12 protein-coding genes are annotated in these 15668 nt (G+C 65.6%); 7 read left to right on the top strand and 5 right to left on the bottom strand.

The features are described 5' to 3' along the window. Window positions 1-35: 35 nt before the first annotated feature. The 6 genes from A9J21_RS01055 to rmuC all read left to right on the top strand — a co-directional run bounded on the left by A9J21_RS01055 (window position 36) and on the right by rmuC (window position 6595). Window positions 36-536 carry a hypothetical protein gene (locus A9J21_RS01055; protein ID WP_307188092.1) on the top strand — a complete coding sequence of 167 codons (501 nt, stop codon included), beginning with the start codon at window positions 36-38 and terminating at the stop codon, window positions 534-536. Between the two features lie 92 nt (window positions 537-628). Next, window positions 629-1807: a nicotinate phosphoribosyltransferase gene (gene pncB / locus A9J21_RS01050; RefSeq protein WP_066731016.1), complete on the top strand. Its 1179-nt coding sequence runs from the start codon at window positions 629-631 to the stop codon at window positions 1805-1807. 69 nt (window positions 1808-1876) lie between these two features. Next, window positions 1877-2563: a lactate utilization protein C gene (locus A9J21_RS01045; RefSeq protein ID WP_066731013.1), complete on the top strand. Its 687-nt coding sequence runs from the start codon at window positions 1877-1879 to the stop codon at window positions 2561-2563. Between the two features lie 204 nt (window positions 2564-2767). Beyond that, window positions 2768-4198 carry a sodium:proton antiporter gene (locus A9J21_RS01040; RefSeq protein ID WP_066731012.1) on the top strand — a complete coding sequence of 477 codons (1431 nt, stop codon included), beginning with the start codon at window positions 2768-2770 and terminating at the stop codon, window positions 4196-4198. Window positions 4199-4203: 5 nt separating this feature from the next. Then, window positions 4204-5199, top strand: a complete 996-nt coding sequence (locus tag A9J21_RS01035) for a D-glycerate dehydrogenase (RefSeq protein ID WP_066731062.1) — start codon at window positions 4204-4206, stop codon at window positions 5197-5199. Between the two features lie 28 nt (window positions 5200-5227). After that, window positions 5228-6595 carry a DNA recombination protein RmuC gene (rmuC, locus tag A9J21_RS01030; RefSeq protein WP_082926163.1) on the top strand — a complete coding sequence of 456 codons (1368 nt, stop codon included), beginning with the start codon at window positions 5228-5230 and terminating at the stop codon, window positions 6593-6595. Between the two features lie 29 nt (window positions 6596-6624). On the opposite strand, the gene A9J21_RS01025 is transcribed toward rmuC, so the two are convergent. The 5 genes from A9J21_RS01025 to A9J21_RS01005 form a co-directional block, all read right to left on the bottom strand. Then, a complete protein-coding gene (locus A9J21_RS01025) occupies window positions 6625-6906 on the bottom strand; it encodes a hypothetical protein (protein WP_066731010.1) in 282 nt (93 codons plus the stop codon). A 281-nt stretch (window positions 6907-7187) separates the two neighbouring features. Next, window positions 7188-8474, bottom strand: coding sequence for a gephyrin-like molybdotransferase Glp (glp, locus tag A9J21_RS01020; RefSeq protein ID WP_066731008.1), 1287 nt, complete (start codon window positions 8472-8474; stop codon window positions 7188-7190). 54 nt (window positions 8475-8528) lie between these two features. Next, a complete protein-coding gene (mobA, locus tag A9J21_RS01015) occupies window positions 8529-9140 on the bottom strand; it encodes a molybdenum cofactor guanylyltransferase MobA (RefSeq protein ID WP_066731007.1) in 612 nt (203 codons plus the stop codon). Further along, window positions 9140-10264 (bottom strand): GTP 3',8-cyclase MoaA, encoded by a 1125-nt coding sequence (gene moaA, locus A9J21_RS01010; protein ID WP_066731005.1) that lies wholly within the window; start codon window positions 10262-10264, stop codon window positions 9140-9142. Before moaA ends, mobA begins: the two co-directional genes overlap by 1 nt. Window positions 10265-10515: 251 nt before the next feature. After that, window positions 10516-13662 (bottom strand): Rne/Rng family ribonuclease, encoded by a 3147-nt coding sequence (locus A9J21_RS01005; RefSeq protein WP_066731004.1) that lies wholly within the window; start codon window positions 13660-13662, stop codon window positions 10516-10518. A 992-nt stretch (window positions 13663-14654) separates the two neighbouring features. On the opposite strand from A9J21_RS01005, the gene A9J21_RS01000 reads away from it, so the two are divergent. Further along, a complete protein-coding gene (locus tag A9J21_RS01000) occupies window positions 14655-15653 on the top strand; it encodes an RluA family pseudouridine synthase (protein ID WP_066731003.1) in 999 nt (332 codons plus the stop codon). The last annotated feature ends 15 nt before the right edge of the window (window positions 15654-15668 follow it).

Raw genomic sequence — 15668 nt, 5'->3', positions numbered from 1 at the left:
TGATGGGGTGCCGAAGGGGGAGTCGGACGGTCGGTTTGACCAGCGCCGCGGTGCTGTGTTGCGCCATCCTGGGCGCCGGGGCGGCTGCCCAGCCCGCCCAGCCGCGCCAGGGCGAAATGGCCGACAGCGTGGTGTCCCGCCTGGTGGCGTGGCGCGCGCGTACCGACCAGCCCGTGGCCCTGTCCGCGCTGACCGCCTTCGATTGGGACAGCTTCAGCGTGATCCGGACCCCGGCGGGGATGGCGATGGCGAACTGCAACCGTGACGGATTCCTGCCGTGCAGCAAGGATCTGCAGCCTTCGCCGGATACCCTGATACAGGTCCTGCGCTTCGACCGGGCGGGGCAGCCGGTCTACCAGGAACGCATCATGGTGGCATCCGCCAATTTTGCCGATCCGTTGCCGGCGGCCGTGCCGCGCCCCCAGGCCACGCTGGTCACCTGTCAGGGCGACCAGGGGCAGCAGCTGTGGTGCCTGCAGTCGAAGCGGCCTGCCCGCCAGACGTCGCCGGCGCTGCGCGGGCTTGACGGCGGCTGACCCCGCGCAAGGGCCGGCCATCCCTATGCCGAGCGTGACTTTCGGTTAGCATGATGGCCTGACTTCGCCGCGCCCCAGGCCTTGGCTTCGCTATGATCATCCGTTCCCTGCTCGACACCGACCTGTACAAGTTCACGATGATGCAGGTGGTGCTGCACCACTTTCCGCAGGCCGAAGTCGAATACCGCTTCAAGTGCCGCAATGCCGGCGTCGACCTGACGCCATATGTCGACGAGATCCGCGACGAGATCCGCCAGCTCTGCGAACTGCGCTTTTCCGACGACGAACTGTCCTATCTGCGCGGCATGCGCTTCATCAAGAGCGATTTCGTCGACTTCCTCGAGCTGTTCCACCTGAACCAGAAGTACGTGGTCGTCCAGCCGTCGGCGCAGGGCAATGGCGAGATCGACATCACGATCCGCGGGCCGTGGCTCCATACCATCCTGTTCGAGATCCCGCTGCTGGCCATCGTCAACGAGGTGTACTTCCGCCGGACGCAGCCGCAGGCCGATCTGGACGAAGGGCGACGCCGGCTGGAGGCCAAGCTGGCCCTGCTGAAGTCGTCGAAATACCAGGACTGCGTGATCGCGGACTACGGCACCCGCCGGCGTTTCTCGCGCGACTGGCAGGAAGAGGTGCTGCTGTCGATGCGCGACATCCTGGGGCCGCAACTGGCCGGCACCAGCAATGTCCACTTCGCGCGGATGCACAACATGACGCCGCTGGGCACGATGGCGCATGAATACCTGCAGGCGTGCCAGGCGCTGGGGCCGCGCCTGCGCGATTCGCAGGTCTATGCACTGGAGAACTGGGCGCGCGAATATCGTGGCGACCTGGGCATCGCGCTGTCGGATACCTATGGCTTCGACGCGTTCCTGCGCGACTTCGACCTGTTCTTCTGCAAGCTGTTCGATGGCGTGCGGCACGACTCGGGCGACCCGTTCGAGTGGGGCGAACGCATGATCGCGCACTACGCCGCCAACCGCGTCGATCCGCGCGGCAAGACGCTGATCTTCAGCGACGCGCTGAACATTCCGAAGGTGATCGAGCTCTACGAACGCTTCCACGGCCGCTGCAAGCTGGCCTTTGGCGTGGGCACGAACCTGACCAACGACCTTGGCTACACGCCGCTGCAGATCGTCATCAAGATGGTCCGCTGCAACGGCCAGCCGGTTGCCAAGCTGTCGGACACGCCTGAAAAGACCATGTGCGACGATCCGGGCTACCTGGCTTACCTGCGGCAGGTGTTCGAAGTTCAGGCATCCGCTTAACCGGATTCATCCACGGTCATCGCCGTTTTCTTATAATCGGCAAGCCCCGCAACCCTTCAGGCCCCTACCATGGAAACGAACGCCGCCCGTGACCGCATCTTCGCCCGCATTCGTGCCGCCCAGGGCAGGGGGGCGGCAGTGACGCAGGGCGAGCGCGACGCCGTGGCCGACTACCTGACGCGCCATCCGCAAGGGCCGCAACCCGAGGTGGCCGAAGACCGCGCCGCCGCATTCGGCGTGCAGGCGCAGAAGATGGCCTCGACGGTAGACCGCGTTGCCACGCTGGCCGACGTGCCTGGCGCCGTGCTGCATTATCTGGATGGTCTGAAACTGACGCGCCGTGCCGTGGCCTGGACCAGCCTGGGCGAACTGCCGTGGGCTGCGCAGGGCCTGGAGGTGGAATGCCGCCCGCCGGTTCGCGAACCGCAGGCGGATCGCGAGCATGGCGACCTGGTCGGCATCACCGGCTGTTTCGTGGCGATCGCCGAGACCGGTTCGCTGATGCTGCTGTCGGGCCCCGATACCTTTGCATCGGCCGCGCTGCTGCCGGAAACCCATATCGCCGTGGTGCCGGTGTCGCGCATCGTCGCCAATCTGGAAGAGGCGTTCGCGCGCATGCGTGCCGAACATGGTCAGCTGCCGCGCGCCACCAACATCATCAGCGGGCCGTCGCGCACGGGCGATATCGAGCAGACCATCGTGCTGGGCGCCCATGGTCCGTATCGGGTTCACGTGATTCTGGTCGATCAGCAATGACCGGCGCGCGCTGCGGCGCGCGTATTGAGGCACTTTCAGACCATTCTCAAAAGGGTTTGCTTTACACTGGGCCCTTCGCTGCGTGCTGCCGTCCCACCGCCCTGGTAACCACTCCGGACGCGTGCGCCTTGTCGTCTGTCTCACCGCCGGTCCGTGCCTAGCACGCGCCTGGGCGTGTGTTGCGATGAAGGAGATTGCTGTCTGATGCGCCGTGTTGCCACGCTGATTCCCCAATATTTGCTCGCCACGCTGTTGCTGTCGCCAGCCGTGGCCTTTGCGGCCGATGTCGACGGGGCCGCGCTGTCTCCCGTGTGGGGCCTGCCGTTTGCCGGCATCCTGCTGTCGATCGCGCTGTTTCCGCTGATCGCGCCGAAATTCTGGCATCACCACTATGGCAAGATTGCCGCGGCCTGGGCGGCGCTGTTCCTGGTGCCGTTCGCCGCGCAGTTCGGCTGGCACGCTGCCGTCGCCAACACGGTGCACGCGCTGCTGGCAGAATACATCCCGTTCATCGTCCTGCTGACGGCCCTCTACGTGGTGGCGGGCGGTATCTGCGTGCGCGGCAACCTGCACGCCACGCCAAGGCTGAATACCGGCATCCTGGCACTGGGCACGGTGCTCGCCAGCCTGATGGGCACCACGGGTGCCGCGATGCTGCTGATCCGGCCGCTGCTGCGCGCCAATGACAACCGGCGCCATGTGGCCCATGTGGTGGTGTTCTTCATCTTCCTGGTTGCCAATGCCGGCGGCGCGCTGACGCCGCTGGGCGATCCGCCGCTGTTCCTGGGCTTCCTCAAGGGCGTGGAGTTCACCTGGACCCTGCGCAACATCCTGCCCGAGACGATCTTTATCTGGGTGGTACTGCTGGCGCTGTTCTACGCCATCGACCGGTACTACTTTCTCAAGCGCGAGGAAGAGCTGCCGCAGGCGCAGGACCCCACGCCGGACTCGGTGGGGATCCGCCTCGAAGGCAAGGTCAATTTCGTGCTGCTGGCAGCCGTGGTTGGCCTGGTGCTGATGAGCGGGCTGTGGAAACCGGGCATCGCATTCGACGTGATGGGGACGGAGGTGCCGCTGCCAGCCCTGGTGCGCGATGGGCTGCTCATCGGGGTGACCCTGGTGTCGCTGCTGGCGACCCCGAATGCCGCGCGCAATGGCAACGAGTTCAACTGGGAGCCGATGCTCGAAGTTGGCAAGCTGTTCGCCGGCATCTTCCTGACGATCATTCCGGTCATCGCCATGCTCAAGGCTGGCACCGATGGCGCGTTCGCGGGTGTGATCCGGACGGTCAGCGACGGCAACGGTCAGCCGATCGACAGCATGTACTTCTGGGCCACCGGCATCCTGTCGTCATTTCTTGATAACGCGCCGACCTACCTGGTGTTCTTCAACACCGCGGGCGGTGACGCCGCCACGCTCATGACGCGCGATGCCTCGACACTGGCCGCCATTTCGGCCGGTGCCGTGTTCATGGGCGCCAATACCTATATCGGCAATGCGCCCAACCTGATGGTCAAGGCGATTGCCGAAAGCCGTGGCGTGCGCATGCCGAGCTTTTTCGGCTACATGGCGTGGTCCTGCGCCGTGCTGGTGCCGCTGTTCCTGGTGATGACGTTCCTCTTCTTCCACGTATGACTGCCATGAAGCCCCCTGTCCTTGTCACGCGCGCCATCTTCCCCGATGTGATCGAGCGTCTTTCGCAATATTTCGACGTCGATGCCAATCAGGAGGACCTGGTCCTTGATGCGGCGGCATTGCGCGCGCGGCTGGCCGGCAAGGCTGGCGTACTGGCCAATGCGGCCGACAGGATCGATGGCGATCTGGTCGCCGCATTGCCGCAGCTGCGGGCGGTCTGCAACATGGCGGTGGGCTACAACAACCTGGACGTGCCGGCGCTGACCGCCGCGGGCATCGTGGCGACGAATACGCCGGACGTGCTGACAGAGACCACCGCAGATTTCGGCTGGGCACTGCTGATGGCCACCGCCCGCCGCGTGACCGAGAGCGAGCACTACCTGCGCGCCGGCAAGTGGGAGCGCTGGAGCTATGACATGCTGGTGGGCATGGACATCTACGGCAGCACGCTGGGCATCCTCGGCATGGGCCGTATCGGGCAGGGGCTGGCACGCCGAGCGGCGGGCTTCGGCATGCAGGTGCTGTATCACAACCGCAGCCAGTTGCCGGCCGATGTCGAGCAGTCGCTCAATGCCCGCTATGTCAGCAAGGCCGAATTGCTGAAACAGGCGGACCACCTGATCCTGGTGCTGCCGTACAGCCCCGAGAGCCATCATGCAATCGGCGCGGCGGAACTGGCGCTGATGAAGCCCACGGCCACGCTGATCAACCTGGCGCGTGGCGGCATTGTCGACGACGGCGCGCTGGCAGCGGCGTTGCGCGATCGCAGGATTTTTGCCGCAGGGCTCGACGTCTTCGAGGGCGAGCCGGGCGTGCATCCCGACCTGCTGACCGTGCCGAATGTCGTGCTGACGCCGCACATTGCCAGCGCTTCCGAAAAGACGCGCCGGGCCATGGCGAATCTGGCGGCCGACAACCTGATCGCCGCGCTTGACGCCGGTCCGCAAGCCGGCAAGCCCCAGACCGTCATCAATCCCGAGGTCATGCCGCGTCGCCGTTGATGGTGCCGGATCGCCAGCTTTTATTTCCATGTCGCTTATCCCCTTGCTGACCCTGGCCGCCACGGTGGTGGCCGTGATCCTGCTGATCGTGCTGTTGATGCGCCAGTCGCGCGGCGGCACCGGCGAACTGTTGCCGATGCTGGGCGACCTGCGCGACGACGTGCGCGAGGACACCGCCCGTGGGCTGGAGCGGCTCGAACGCGAGTTACGTACCGAACTGGCCGAAACGGCGCGTGGCAATCGCAGCGAGTCGGGGCAGCACATGCTGCGGTTCCAGCAGCAACTGTCGACGCAGTTGACCAGCATCGCCACGGTGCAGCAGCAACAGCTCGCGCAGATGTCGGAAGCCAATGAACGGCGGCTGGCTGACGTGCGCGCGACGCTGGAGCAGAAGCTGCGCGATATCGAGGCCAATAACGCAGCCAAATTGGAGGAAATGCGACGTACCGTGGACGAGAAGCTGCATGCCACGCTGGAACAACGGCTGGGTGAGTCATTCAAGCTGGTGTCCGAGCGTCTGGAGCAGGTGCATCGCGGGCTGGGTGAAATGCAGATGCTGGCGCAGGGGGTCGGCGATCTCAAGCGTGTGCTGACCAACGTCAAGACGCGCGGTACCTGGGGCGAAGTGCAGCTGGCGATGCTGCTCGAACAGATCCTGACGCCGGACCAGTACGGCAAGAATGTGGAGACCGTACGCAATTCGGGGGCGCGGGTGGAATTTGCCATCCGTCTGCCTGGCCGGGAGGTGGGTGGCAGTCCGGTCTGGCTGCCCGTCGACGCGAAGTTTCCGAAGGAGCAGTACGAGCGGTTGGTCGACGCGCAGGAGCGCGGCGACGTGGACGGTGTGAACGCGGCCAGCCGCGAGCTGGAAGTGGCGGTACGCCGCGAGGCCCAGACCATCGCCGAGAAATACCTGGCACCGCCGGCCACCACCGACTTCGCCATCCTGTTCCTGCCGACCGAAGGGCTCTATGCCGAAGTCCTGCGGCGGCCGGGGCTGACCGACTTGCTGCAGCGCGATTTCCGGGTGACCGTGGCCGGCCCCACGACGCTGACGGCGCTGCTCAACAGCCTGCAGATGGGATTCCGGACGCTGGCGCTGGAAAAACGGTCAAGCGAAGTGTGGGAAGTGCTGGGCGCCGTAAAGACGGAATTCGGCAAATTTGGCGAAGTTCTGGCGAAGACGCGCGATACGCTGGTGCGCGCGGCGCGCAATATCGAGCAGGCGGAAGTCCGTACGCGGCAGATGGAGCGCAAGCTGCGCACCGTGGAAGCGCTGCCCGGAGAGGTTGCGGAGCAGTTGCTGGGAACGTCGGGAATGATTGGCGCCGGAACGGCTACCGATACCGCCCCGGCTGACGAGAGCCCGGGGCAGCATGAGGACCGGCTGGCCTAGTGGCCGAACGAATGGCGGCCGGGTAGCAATTACTGGGGGTCTTCGGGGCTCAGTTCACGGATGTGAACCTCGATGCCGCCAAAGCGCGCGGCCACCCAGTTGTAGGCGCGGCAGCCCAGCCAGAGCAGGCCAAAGCCGATCAGCGCGTTGAGGATCAGCGCGGTGAAGACGGCGATGCCAGGCAGATCGCCGTAGCGCACGAAGGCGACGAACAGGCCCATGGCCACGATCGGCACCGAAAAGCAGAGATAGACCAGCACTAGCGCGCGGGCAGTCTTGACGGGGTGGAGGTACGCGATCTCCTGGTGCATGACGACAGACAAGATATTGGGGATTGGGGATTTTCGTGCTGCAAGTGTAGCGATTGGTGCCTGCGACGCCTAGACCGCCCCACTGCCGGATGAGGCATTTCAGAGTCCAACGGTGCTTTCCGACAATGTATGCGGCACAAAAACGACACCGCCGGCGGTGTCAGACGCCTGGCACCGCAAGTGACGCATGAATCGGTTTCATTCATGCTTTGCGGGCGATGTTCCGCGTGGCGGGACGCGCCGGAAAGCGCCCAAGCCGGGCGCCCGGTGGCAGTGCGGCGTCAGATCAGGCCGTCGAACAGCATCACCTGTACGGCATCGCCAGCGGCCACCGAGCCCTGGTCGTGATCGAGCACCACAAAGCAATTGGCCTCGCTCATCGACCGCAACACGCCCGATCCCTGCTGGCCCGTCAGCCGCACCTCCAGATTGCCGTCGGCGCCAGGCGCCAGAATGCCGCGCTGGAATTCGGTACGGCCGGGCTTCTTGCGAATCGGCGTGGTGGTGCGCACGCGGAAGCGGGGCAGCGGCGCCACGTCGGCACCCATCAGGCGGTGCAGGGCGCCGCGCACGAAATGGTAGAAGGTGACCATCACGGCCACCGGATTGCCGGGCAGGCCGAATAGCATGGCATCGTGGCCGTTCGACGAAATCCGCCCGAACGCCATCGGCCTTCCCGGGCGCATCGAGATCTTCCAGAACGTGACATCGCCCAGTTTTTCCATGATCTGCTTCGTATAGTCGGCATCGCCGACCGACACGCCGCCTGACGTGATGATGGCGTCGGCGTTCTCGCAGGCGCTGCGGAATGCTGCCTCCATGGTTTCGGGGTCGTCGCGTACCACGCCCATGTCGATCAGCTCCACGTTGAGCCGGCGCAGCATGCCGTGCAGCGTGTAGCGATTCGAGTCGTAGACACAGCCCGGATCGAGCGGCTCGCCGATGGAACGCAGTTCATCGCCGGTGGAGAAGAACGCCACCCGCAGGCGCCGGCGTACCTTCACCTCCGCCACGCCCAGCGACGCCAGCATGCCCAGGTCAGCCGGTGTCAGGATCCGCCCCGCGCGCAATGCCGCCTGGCCGTACGCCAGGTCTTCGCCGCGCAGCCGGCGGTTGTCGCCTGCGCGCACGGCGTCGGGCGCAAAGCGCACCAGATTGCCGCCCGCCTGGATTTCAACAAATTCCTGCGGAATCACGGTGTCGCAGCCCGCCGGCATGATCGCGCCGGTCATGATGCGAACCGCCTGGCCTGCCTGCGGCTCGCCGGCGAAGGCGTTGCCCGCATAGGCGGTGCCGATGACCTCCAGCGCAATACTGGTGTCGCCCTGGGCCAGCGCCTGGCTGGAGAACGCGTAGCCGTCCATGGCCGAGTTGTCGTGCGCAGGAACGTCGATCGGCGAGATCACGTCGACGGCCAGCACGCGGTCCAGCGCGGTGCGAATCGCGAGTTGCTCGATGCCGCGAACCGGGTCCACCACATCGGCAATGATGGCGTTGGCCTGATCCACCGGCAGGGCAGTGGGGTCGTAGTCGGACTGGCAGGAGATGACGGATTGCAGCGAAGGCATGGTCTGGGTCGCGACACGCGCACGCGTCGGCGGTGAAGGGATTTGGGTGACAGTCTAGCCGGATCGGCCGGCGGCTTCGTGTTCGCGGAGTTCGTCCAGCGTGTTGATGTTGGCAAACGCCCGGGCGTCCTCGAACTCGACCTGTGCCAGCCGCTGTGACATGACCCAGCTTTCGATCTTGCGATGGCCGGCGTCCACATAAGCCCGCAGCCCGGCAGCGGCCGTGACCGGCATCAGGCAGAACACAGGCTGCAAGCGTCGGCGGCCGTCGGCATCCACGGTCACCGGCACCGCGAGGTCGGCATCCTGGTCTTCAATGCCCTGGACCAGTCGGGCTACCAGATCGGCCGGCAGGAAAGGGGTGTCGCAGGGGGCGGTGACCAGCCACGGCGTCTGGCACTGCGCCAGTCCGGCCAGCATGCCCGCCAACGGCCCGGCGAAATCCGCGATGGTGTCGGCGATCACGGGCACACCAAAGGCAGCGTAGCGTTCGGGATTGCGGTTGGCATTGATCAGCAGGGGGCCGGCCTGCGGGGCCAGGCGCTGCAGCGTGTGCTGCACCATCGGCGCGCCCTGGAACGGCTGCAGGCCCTTGTCAGTGCCACCCATCCGGCTGCCGCGGCCGCCGGCCAGGATCAGGCCCGTGATGTCGTCGCGAGCAATCATCAGCCGCCGATATACGACATTTCGATCTTGCTTTCGGCGCGCGCGGCGCGTACGGCGGGATCGCTGCGCTGCTCGGAATAGTTGTCGGTGCGGGCCTGCCATACCTGTGCGATGGCGTTGCCAACCTCCAGGTCGCTGTGTCCGCTACGCAGCAGCGCGCGCAGGTCATAGCCTTCGGTGGCAAACAGGCACAGGTAGAGCCGTCCTTCGGTGGATAGCCGGATCCGGCTGCAATCGCCACAGAAGGCGTGCGTGACGCTGGAAATCACACCGATTTCGCCGCCGCCGTCACGGTAGCGCCAGCGCTCGGCGGTTTCGCCCGAGTAATTGGCCTGCACGGCTTCCAGCGGGAATGCCTCGTCGATACGGCGCACGACATCGGCCGACGACAGCACTTCGTCCATCTGCCAGTGGTTGCTGGCGCCGACATCCATGAATTCGATAAAGCGGACGATGATGCCGCTGTTGCGGAAGTGACGTGCCATTGGCACGATTTCCTGGTCGTTGGTGCCGCGCTTGACCACCATATTGACCTTGATCGGAGCCAGGCCCACGGCCTGGGCCACCTCGATGCCGTGCAGCACGTCGCGCACGGCGAAATCCACGTCGTTCATCTTGCGGAACGTGACGTCGTCGATGGCGTCCAGGCTGACCGTTACACGCGAAAGGCCGGCGTCGCGCAGCGACTGCGCCTTGCGCGCCAGCAGCGATGCATTGGTGGTCAGCGTCAAGTCCAGCGGCTTGCCGGATGCGGTCTCGATGCGGGCCAGCATTTCCACCAGGCGCTCGATGTTCTTGCGCAGCAGCGGCTCTCCGCCGGTCAGCCGGATCTTTTCGACGCCCTGGGCCACGAACAGCCGCGCCACCCGTTCGATTTCCTCGAAACTCAGCAGTTCGGAGTGGGGCAGGAACGTGTAGTCCTTGTCGAACACCTCCTTCGGCATGCAGTAGACGCAGCGGAAGTTGCAGCGGTCGGTGACGGAGATGCGCAGGTCGTGCAGCGGCCGGCCCCGGGTGTCGGCCACGAGCCCGGCCGGAGCCATCAGGCGCGACGGAATGCTCGGCACCATCGAACGGTATCGATGGTCGCGCAGGTCAAGAATCGGAATGACAGTATCGGTCATGGCAGAGTGGGGCCGCGGCTGACCGGTGCGTAGGGCGCCCGGGTGGCCGTTCTGCCTGCCATTCTAGCCGAGGGCGGCTGCACGTCGCGCGCAACACTGTCGTGACTGCAGCACAGTTTATGGCGGGGTAAAGCAGTACAGCTGGCGGGTTTGTGCCAAGTCACGTTGACGACACAGCTTCGCCAATGAAAAAAGGGACGGCGGTTGCCGTCCCTTCCTTGTTGCACAGCGTGCAGCGGCGAGGTGTCGCCTTATTGCTGCTGTTGCTGTTGCTGGGCCGTCTCGCGTTGCTGGCCGCCCGTTTCGACGAGGACCATCGGACCTTCCGGCAGCGGCGGCAGCGGCTTGCGCTCGCGCGGGACGCGCGGCGCCGGTGCGATGCGTGCGGCCGCTTCCTGTGCGGCGGCGAGCTTGGCGCTATCGGTGCGCACCCACTCCAGGCCTGCGGTCGAAAGCATCGACTCCAGTGCCGGGGTGCTCGTGCTTGCCGGAGCCGGGGCGGCCACGACAGGTGCAACAGCGGCCGGTGCCGGGGCTTCCACGGCGGGAACCGGTGCCGGAGTCACTTCCGGGGCCACGACGACGGGCTCGGGCGTCACCGGGGCGGTAGCGACCGGTGCCGGTGCTTCCACGGGGGCTTGCACGGCCGCGGTTTCGATAGCCGGATGCGCCGGTGCGGGCGTCACGACAGGCGCCGGTTGCGGCTCGGCCACGGCGGCAAAGACCGGTTCAGCGGCCGGGGCCGGCTTGACGGGCTCGACGTGTTCCACCGGTGCCGCCGGGGTGGCTGCCACGGCTTCCACCGGAGCGGCGGCCACGGCAGCTTGCGCAACCGGTGCCGGGGCGGCGTGTTCGGCGGCCTGTTGGGCCACCGGAGCCACCTCGGCCGCTGCCGAAGCCGATTCTTCTTCCGATTCGGTCACGCCGGCGCTGACTTCGGCCAGGTTGCCTTCGTTGACTTCGAGGCCGGTGCCGTCCTCGCGCTCGCGGCGGTAGCGGTTGCGGCCACGACGATTGCGGCGGCGGCGCTCTTCACCATCGCCGGCTTCCGACGATGCAGCATCTGCACCCAGTGCGCCTTCCGGCACATCCACGGCAGCGATGACGGCCGGTGCAGCCTGGGCTGCCTCGAATGCCGATTGCGGTGCCGTGCCTTCGGCGTTCAGCGGTTCCTCGGTCTCGCGGGCCTCGGCGCGCTCGCGCTGGCGTTCGCGTTGACGCTCGCGGCGTTCCTGATTGCGTTCACGGCGGGCTTCGCTGCGCTCGCCCTGGGCAATCGCCGGGGTGGCTTGCTGTGCTTCGCGCGGCTGACGGTCGCCACGCGGCTGACGCTCGCCACGCGGTTCGCGCTGTTCACGCGGTTCGCGTTGCTCGCGTGCTTCGCCACGTTGTGCTTCTGCGCGTTCGCCGCGCTCGGCACGTTCCGTGCGCTCGCCGCGCTGACCGCGACCCTGGCGGTCGCCACGCTCGCCACGTTCGCCACGTTCGCCACGTTCGCCGCGCTGTTCGCCACGGCCCTGGCGGCCTTCGCCACGCTCGCCGCGTTCACCACGCTGGCCGCGCTCGCCACGACCCTGACGGTCGCCGCGAGCCTGGGTTTCAGCGGCCGGCTTGACCGGCTCGGCCACGGGAGCCGGTGCCGGCTTCGCACCGAACAGACCCTTCAGCCAGGCGATGAAACCGCCGCCTGCCACCGGCTGGGTAGCCGGCGTGGGGCGGGCAGCCGCGGTGGCTTCCGGCTTTGGCGCGCGCTCGGCGCGCGGCACCGATACCGGCGCGGGCGCGTCGGGCGTGATGCCCTTGACGGCCGCTTCCTGGCGCGGACGTGCGTCTTCCTTCTTGCGGCTGCTGTAGCTGGTGTCGGCTTCCAGCTCCTTCGCGGCGGCCTCTGCCATGCGGTAGCTGGCGGTGGAGTCTTCCAGGCGCGGGTCGTCGTGACGCAGACGTTCCAGCTTGTAGTGCGGCGTTTCCAGATGCTTGTTCGGGATCAGCAGCACATTGACCTTGAAGCGCAGTTCGATCAGGTTGATGTCCTGACGCTTCTCGTTCAGCAGGAAAGCGGCCACTTCCACCGGCACCTGGCAGTGGATGGCGGCCGTGTTTTCCTTCATCGCCTCTTCCTGGATGATGCGCAGCACCTGCAGGGCGGACGATTCGGTATCGCGGATATGACCTGTTCCATTGCAGCGCGGGCAGGTGATGTGCGAGCCTTCCGACAGCGACGGACGCAGGCGCTGGCGCGACAGCTCCATCAGGCCGAAGCGGCTGATCTTGCCCATCTGAACGCGGGCGCGGTCGTGGCGCAGCGCGTCCTTCAGGCGCGTTTCCACGTCCTTCTGGGCCTTGCCGGACTCCATGTCGATGAAGTCGATCACGATCAGGCCGCCCAGGTCGCGCAGGCGCAGCTGGCGGGCGATCTCGTCGGCGGCTTCCAGGTTCGTGCGCAGCGCAGTTTCCTCGATGTCCGCACCCTTGGTGGCGCGGGCCGAGTTCACGTCAACCGACACGAGGGCTTCGGTATGGTCGATCACGATGGCACCGCCGGACGGCAGCATCACCATGCGCGAGTATGCCGATTCGATCTGGTGCTCGATCTGGAAACGCGAGAACAGCGGCACGTCGTCGCGGTACTTCTTCACGCGACTCATGTTGTCGGGCATCACCACGCTCATGAAAGCGCGGGCCTGCTCGTAGATCTCGTCCGTATCGATCAGGATCTCGCCGATATCGGGCTGGAAGTAATCGCGGATGGCGCGGATTACCAGGCTCGATTCCAGATAGATCAGCAGCGGGGCCTTGTTGTCGCCGGCGGCGCCGTCGATGGCCTTCCACAGTTGCAGCAGGTAGTTCAGGTCCCACTGCAGTTCCTCGGCGGCTCGGCCGATACCGGCGGTGCGGGCGATGATGCTCATGCCTTCCGGCACCTGCAGCTGCGCCATCGTCTCGCGCAGTTCCTGGCGGTCTTCGCCTTCGATGCGGCGCGACACGCCGCCGCCACGCGGGTTGTTCGGCATCAGAACCAGGTAGCGGCCGGCCAGCGAGATGAACGTGGTCAGGGCGGCGCCCTTGTTGCCACGTTCTTCCTTTTCCACCTGGACGATCAGTTCCTGGCCTTCATGCAGGGCGTCCTGGATGCGCGCGTTGCGCACGTCCACGCCGTCCTTGAAGAAGGCCCGGGCCACTTCCTTGAACGGCAGGAAGCCGTGGCGCTCTTCGCCGTAATTGACGAAGCAGGCTTCCAGCGACGGTTCGATACGGGTAATGACACCCTTGTAGATGTTGCCCTTGCGCTGTTCGCGCCCGGCAGTTTCGATGTCGATGTCGATCAGTTTCTGTCCATCGACGATCGCGACGCGCAACTCCTCCTGTTGCGTCGCGTTAAACAGCATGCGTTTCATCGCAATACCTCACTCCAGTGTCGCGGGAGCCCAATGGGTCATGAGTGGGTCATGCCCGCGACGGTCCAGGGAGCACGCGAGGAAAGAGAGCGAGGGCGGGAGAATTGCCGGAGTTGCCGGCGCGTTCTGCTATGCGGCCGGCTGGGCGCGGGTGAAAGGAGAGGGTGTCGGCGTCCCGTCATCCGCAAAAAAGCCTGCGGGCGATCCGCTGCTGGGTCGGGAGAGGGCAAATGGGCCTTGCTCCTGATGCAGCGATATCTGGCGGATGCCGGCGGGCCGGGGGCGAGGGCGGCATGTCGGCCGTGCCATCGGCACGGGCAACGCTGCCCATCGCAGCCGGGCCGGGATGGCCAGGACGCGTCAAAGAGCAAGTCATCCGGACACAGCAGTTGCATGCCATTGCCAAACCGACCTGTCCGCTGGCGGGCGCGCCGCTGGTTCTTCGCGTTCTGCGCTCGGGCGCCGCTGCCGGATCGTCGAACTACGACGACCACCGGCAAGTTGCGGCGGGTACTGCAGGTCGGTTGGCAGGGTGTCACCTGCCGGGCCGGCACCGGTTCCCGGTGCGGGCGGTCTTCTCTCACCGATGCGGATGCCCGTTCGCTGGCACCCGCATTGAATTCTTTTCTACCTGAACACTCTGTTTCCACGTGTCGGCCGGCTGGTTGCCGAAGCCGCCTCTGGGCGACTTCCTGCGCGCCGGCGCGGCGCGTGCGTGCTGCTGATTGCCACCATTTGCCTGTCTGGCGCTTGCGGGGTACGCAACATGCGGGAGACGGGCCGGGCTGGCGGCAACCCGAAGTGTAAAATGCGAGATCTTGCGCGGATACTGGTGGGACTACCCAAGACAACTGCCTGGATGCCCTGCATATTCCGTTCCGGTTTGCCGCAAAAAAGGCAGGCATTCCGGTTGGGGTTCGCGCCAAACATCGCTTACACAGGTCGCACATTTCCGGCATTTGGCCGGGAACGGCCGGGAAATTATATTGAAAATGAATGAGTTACGCCATCAAATTGAAACGGAGCCGCGCTCCCGCGCTAGCGGCCTCCAGGTGGCGTATGTCACGATTGACGAGAGTGCCGAAGGGCAGCGCATCGACAACTTCCTGCTGAAGATTGCCAAGGGGGTGCCCAAGAGCCACATCTACCGGGTGTTGCGCTCTGGCGAAGTTCGTGTGAACAAGGGCCGGATCGATGCGACTTATCGGCTGAAGCTGGGCGATGTCGTACGGATACCGCCAATTCGCGTGGCTGAAAAGGCAGCAGAAGGCACTTACGTGCCGGCCGGCGAGTTTCCCATCCTGTTTGAAGACTCCCATCTGCTGGTCATCGACAAGCCGGCCGGCGTGGCTGTGCATGGCGGTTCGGGTGTGGCGTTCGGCGTGATCGAGCAACTGCGCCGGGCGCGCCCGGAGGCCAAGTTCCTTGAGCTGGTGCATCGTCTGGATCGCGAAACCTCGGGCATCCTGGTGCTGGCGAAGAAGCGCTCGGCGCTGGTGCACCTGCACGAGCAGATTCGCGGCAGCGACATGGACAAGCGCTACTTCGCCTGCGTGGCCGGGGAATTTCCCAATGCGCGCCAGCACGTGAAACTGCCTCTATATAAGTACAGCACGCCCGACGGCGAGCGGCGTGTGCGCGTGCAGGCTGACGGGCTGGCTTCGCACACCATCTTCAATCGCGTAAAGGCGTTCGAGGGTTTTACGCTCCTGGAGGCTGAGCTCAAGACCGGCCGCACGCACCAGATCCGCGTGCATCTGCAGTCGACCGGCTTTCCGATTGTTGGCGACGAGAAGTACGGCGATTTTGCGCTCAACAAGGCACTTTCTCGCAGTGGCGCCAAGCCTGGCCTCAAACGGATGTTCCTGCACGCCCACAAGCTGACCTTTGTCCATCCGAATACCGGCGACCCGATCACGGTATCGGCACCGCTGCCTCCCGAATGTGTCGATTTTTTGCAACAATTGACTCCTATCGGCGCCGCTTCGTGAGGAATGGCGCACGCG

It is taken from the genome of Cupriavidus sp. D384, assembly GCF_001652915.1.
GTDB lineage: Bacteria > Pseudomonadota > Gammaproteobacteria > Burkholderiales > Burkholderiaceae > Cupriavidus.
This window is presented reverse-complemented; position numbering and strand designations above follow the sequence as displayed.

Coding starts and splice junctions, on each gene's coding strand:
- rmuC (WP_082926163.1), top strand. CDS start 5,228: ATGTCGCTTATCCCCTTGCTGACCCTGGCCGCCACGGTGGTGGCCGTG.
- A9J21_RS01005 (WP_066731004.1), bottom strand. CDS start 13,662: ATGAAACGCATGCTGTTTAACGCGACGCAACAGGAGGAGTTGCGCGTC.
- A9J21_RS01040 (WP_066731012.1), top strand. CDS start 2,768: ATGCGCCGTGTTGCCACGCTGATTCCCCAATATTTGCTCGCCACGCTG.
- A9J21_RS01035 (WP_066731062.1), top strand. CDS start 4,204: ATGAAGCCCCCTGTCCTTGTCACGCGCGCCATCTTCCCCGATGTGATC.
- mobA (WP_066731007.1), bottom strand. CDS start 9,140: ATGATTGCTCGCGACGACATCACGGGCCTGATCCTGGCCGGCGGCCGC.
- A9J21_RS01045 (WP_066731013.1), top strand. CDS start 1,877: ATGGAAACGAACGCCGCCCGTGACCGCATCTTCGCCCGCATTCGTGCC.
- A9J21_RS01000 (WP_066731003.1), top strand. CDS start 14,655: ATGAATGAGTTACGCCATCAAATTGAAACGGAGCCGCGCTCCCGCGCT.
- A9J21_RS01025 (WP_066731010.1), bottom strand. CDS start 6,906: ATGCACCAGGAGATCGCGTACCTCCACCCCGTCAAGACTGCCCGCGCG.
- pncB (WP_066731016.1), top strand. CDS start 629: ATGATCATCCGTTCCCTGCTCGACACCGACCTGTACAAGTTCACGATG.
- moaA (WP_066731005.1), bottom strand. CDS start 10,264: ATGACCGATACTGTCATTCCGATTCTTGACCTGCGCGACCATCGATAC.
- glp (WP_066731008.1), bottom strand. CDS start 8,474: ATGCCTTCGCTGCAATCCGTCATCTCCTGCCAGTCCGACTACGACCCC.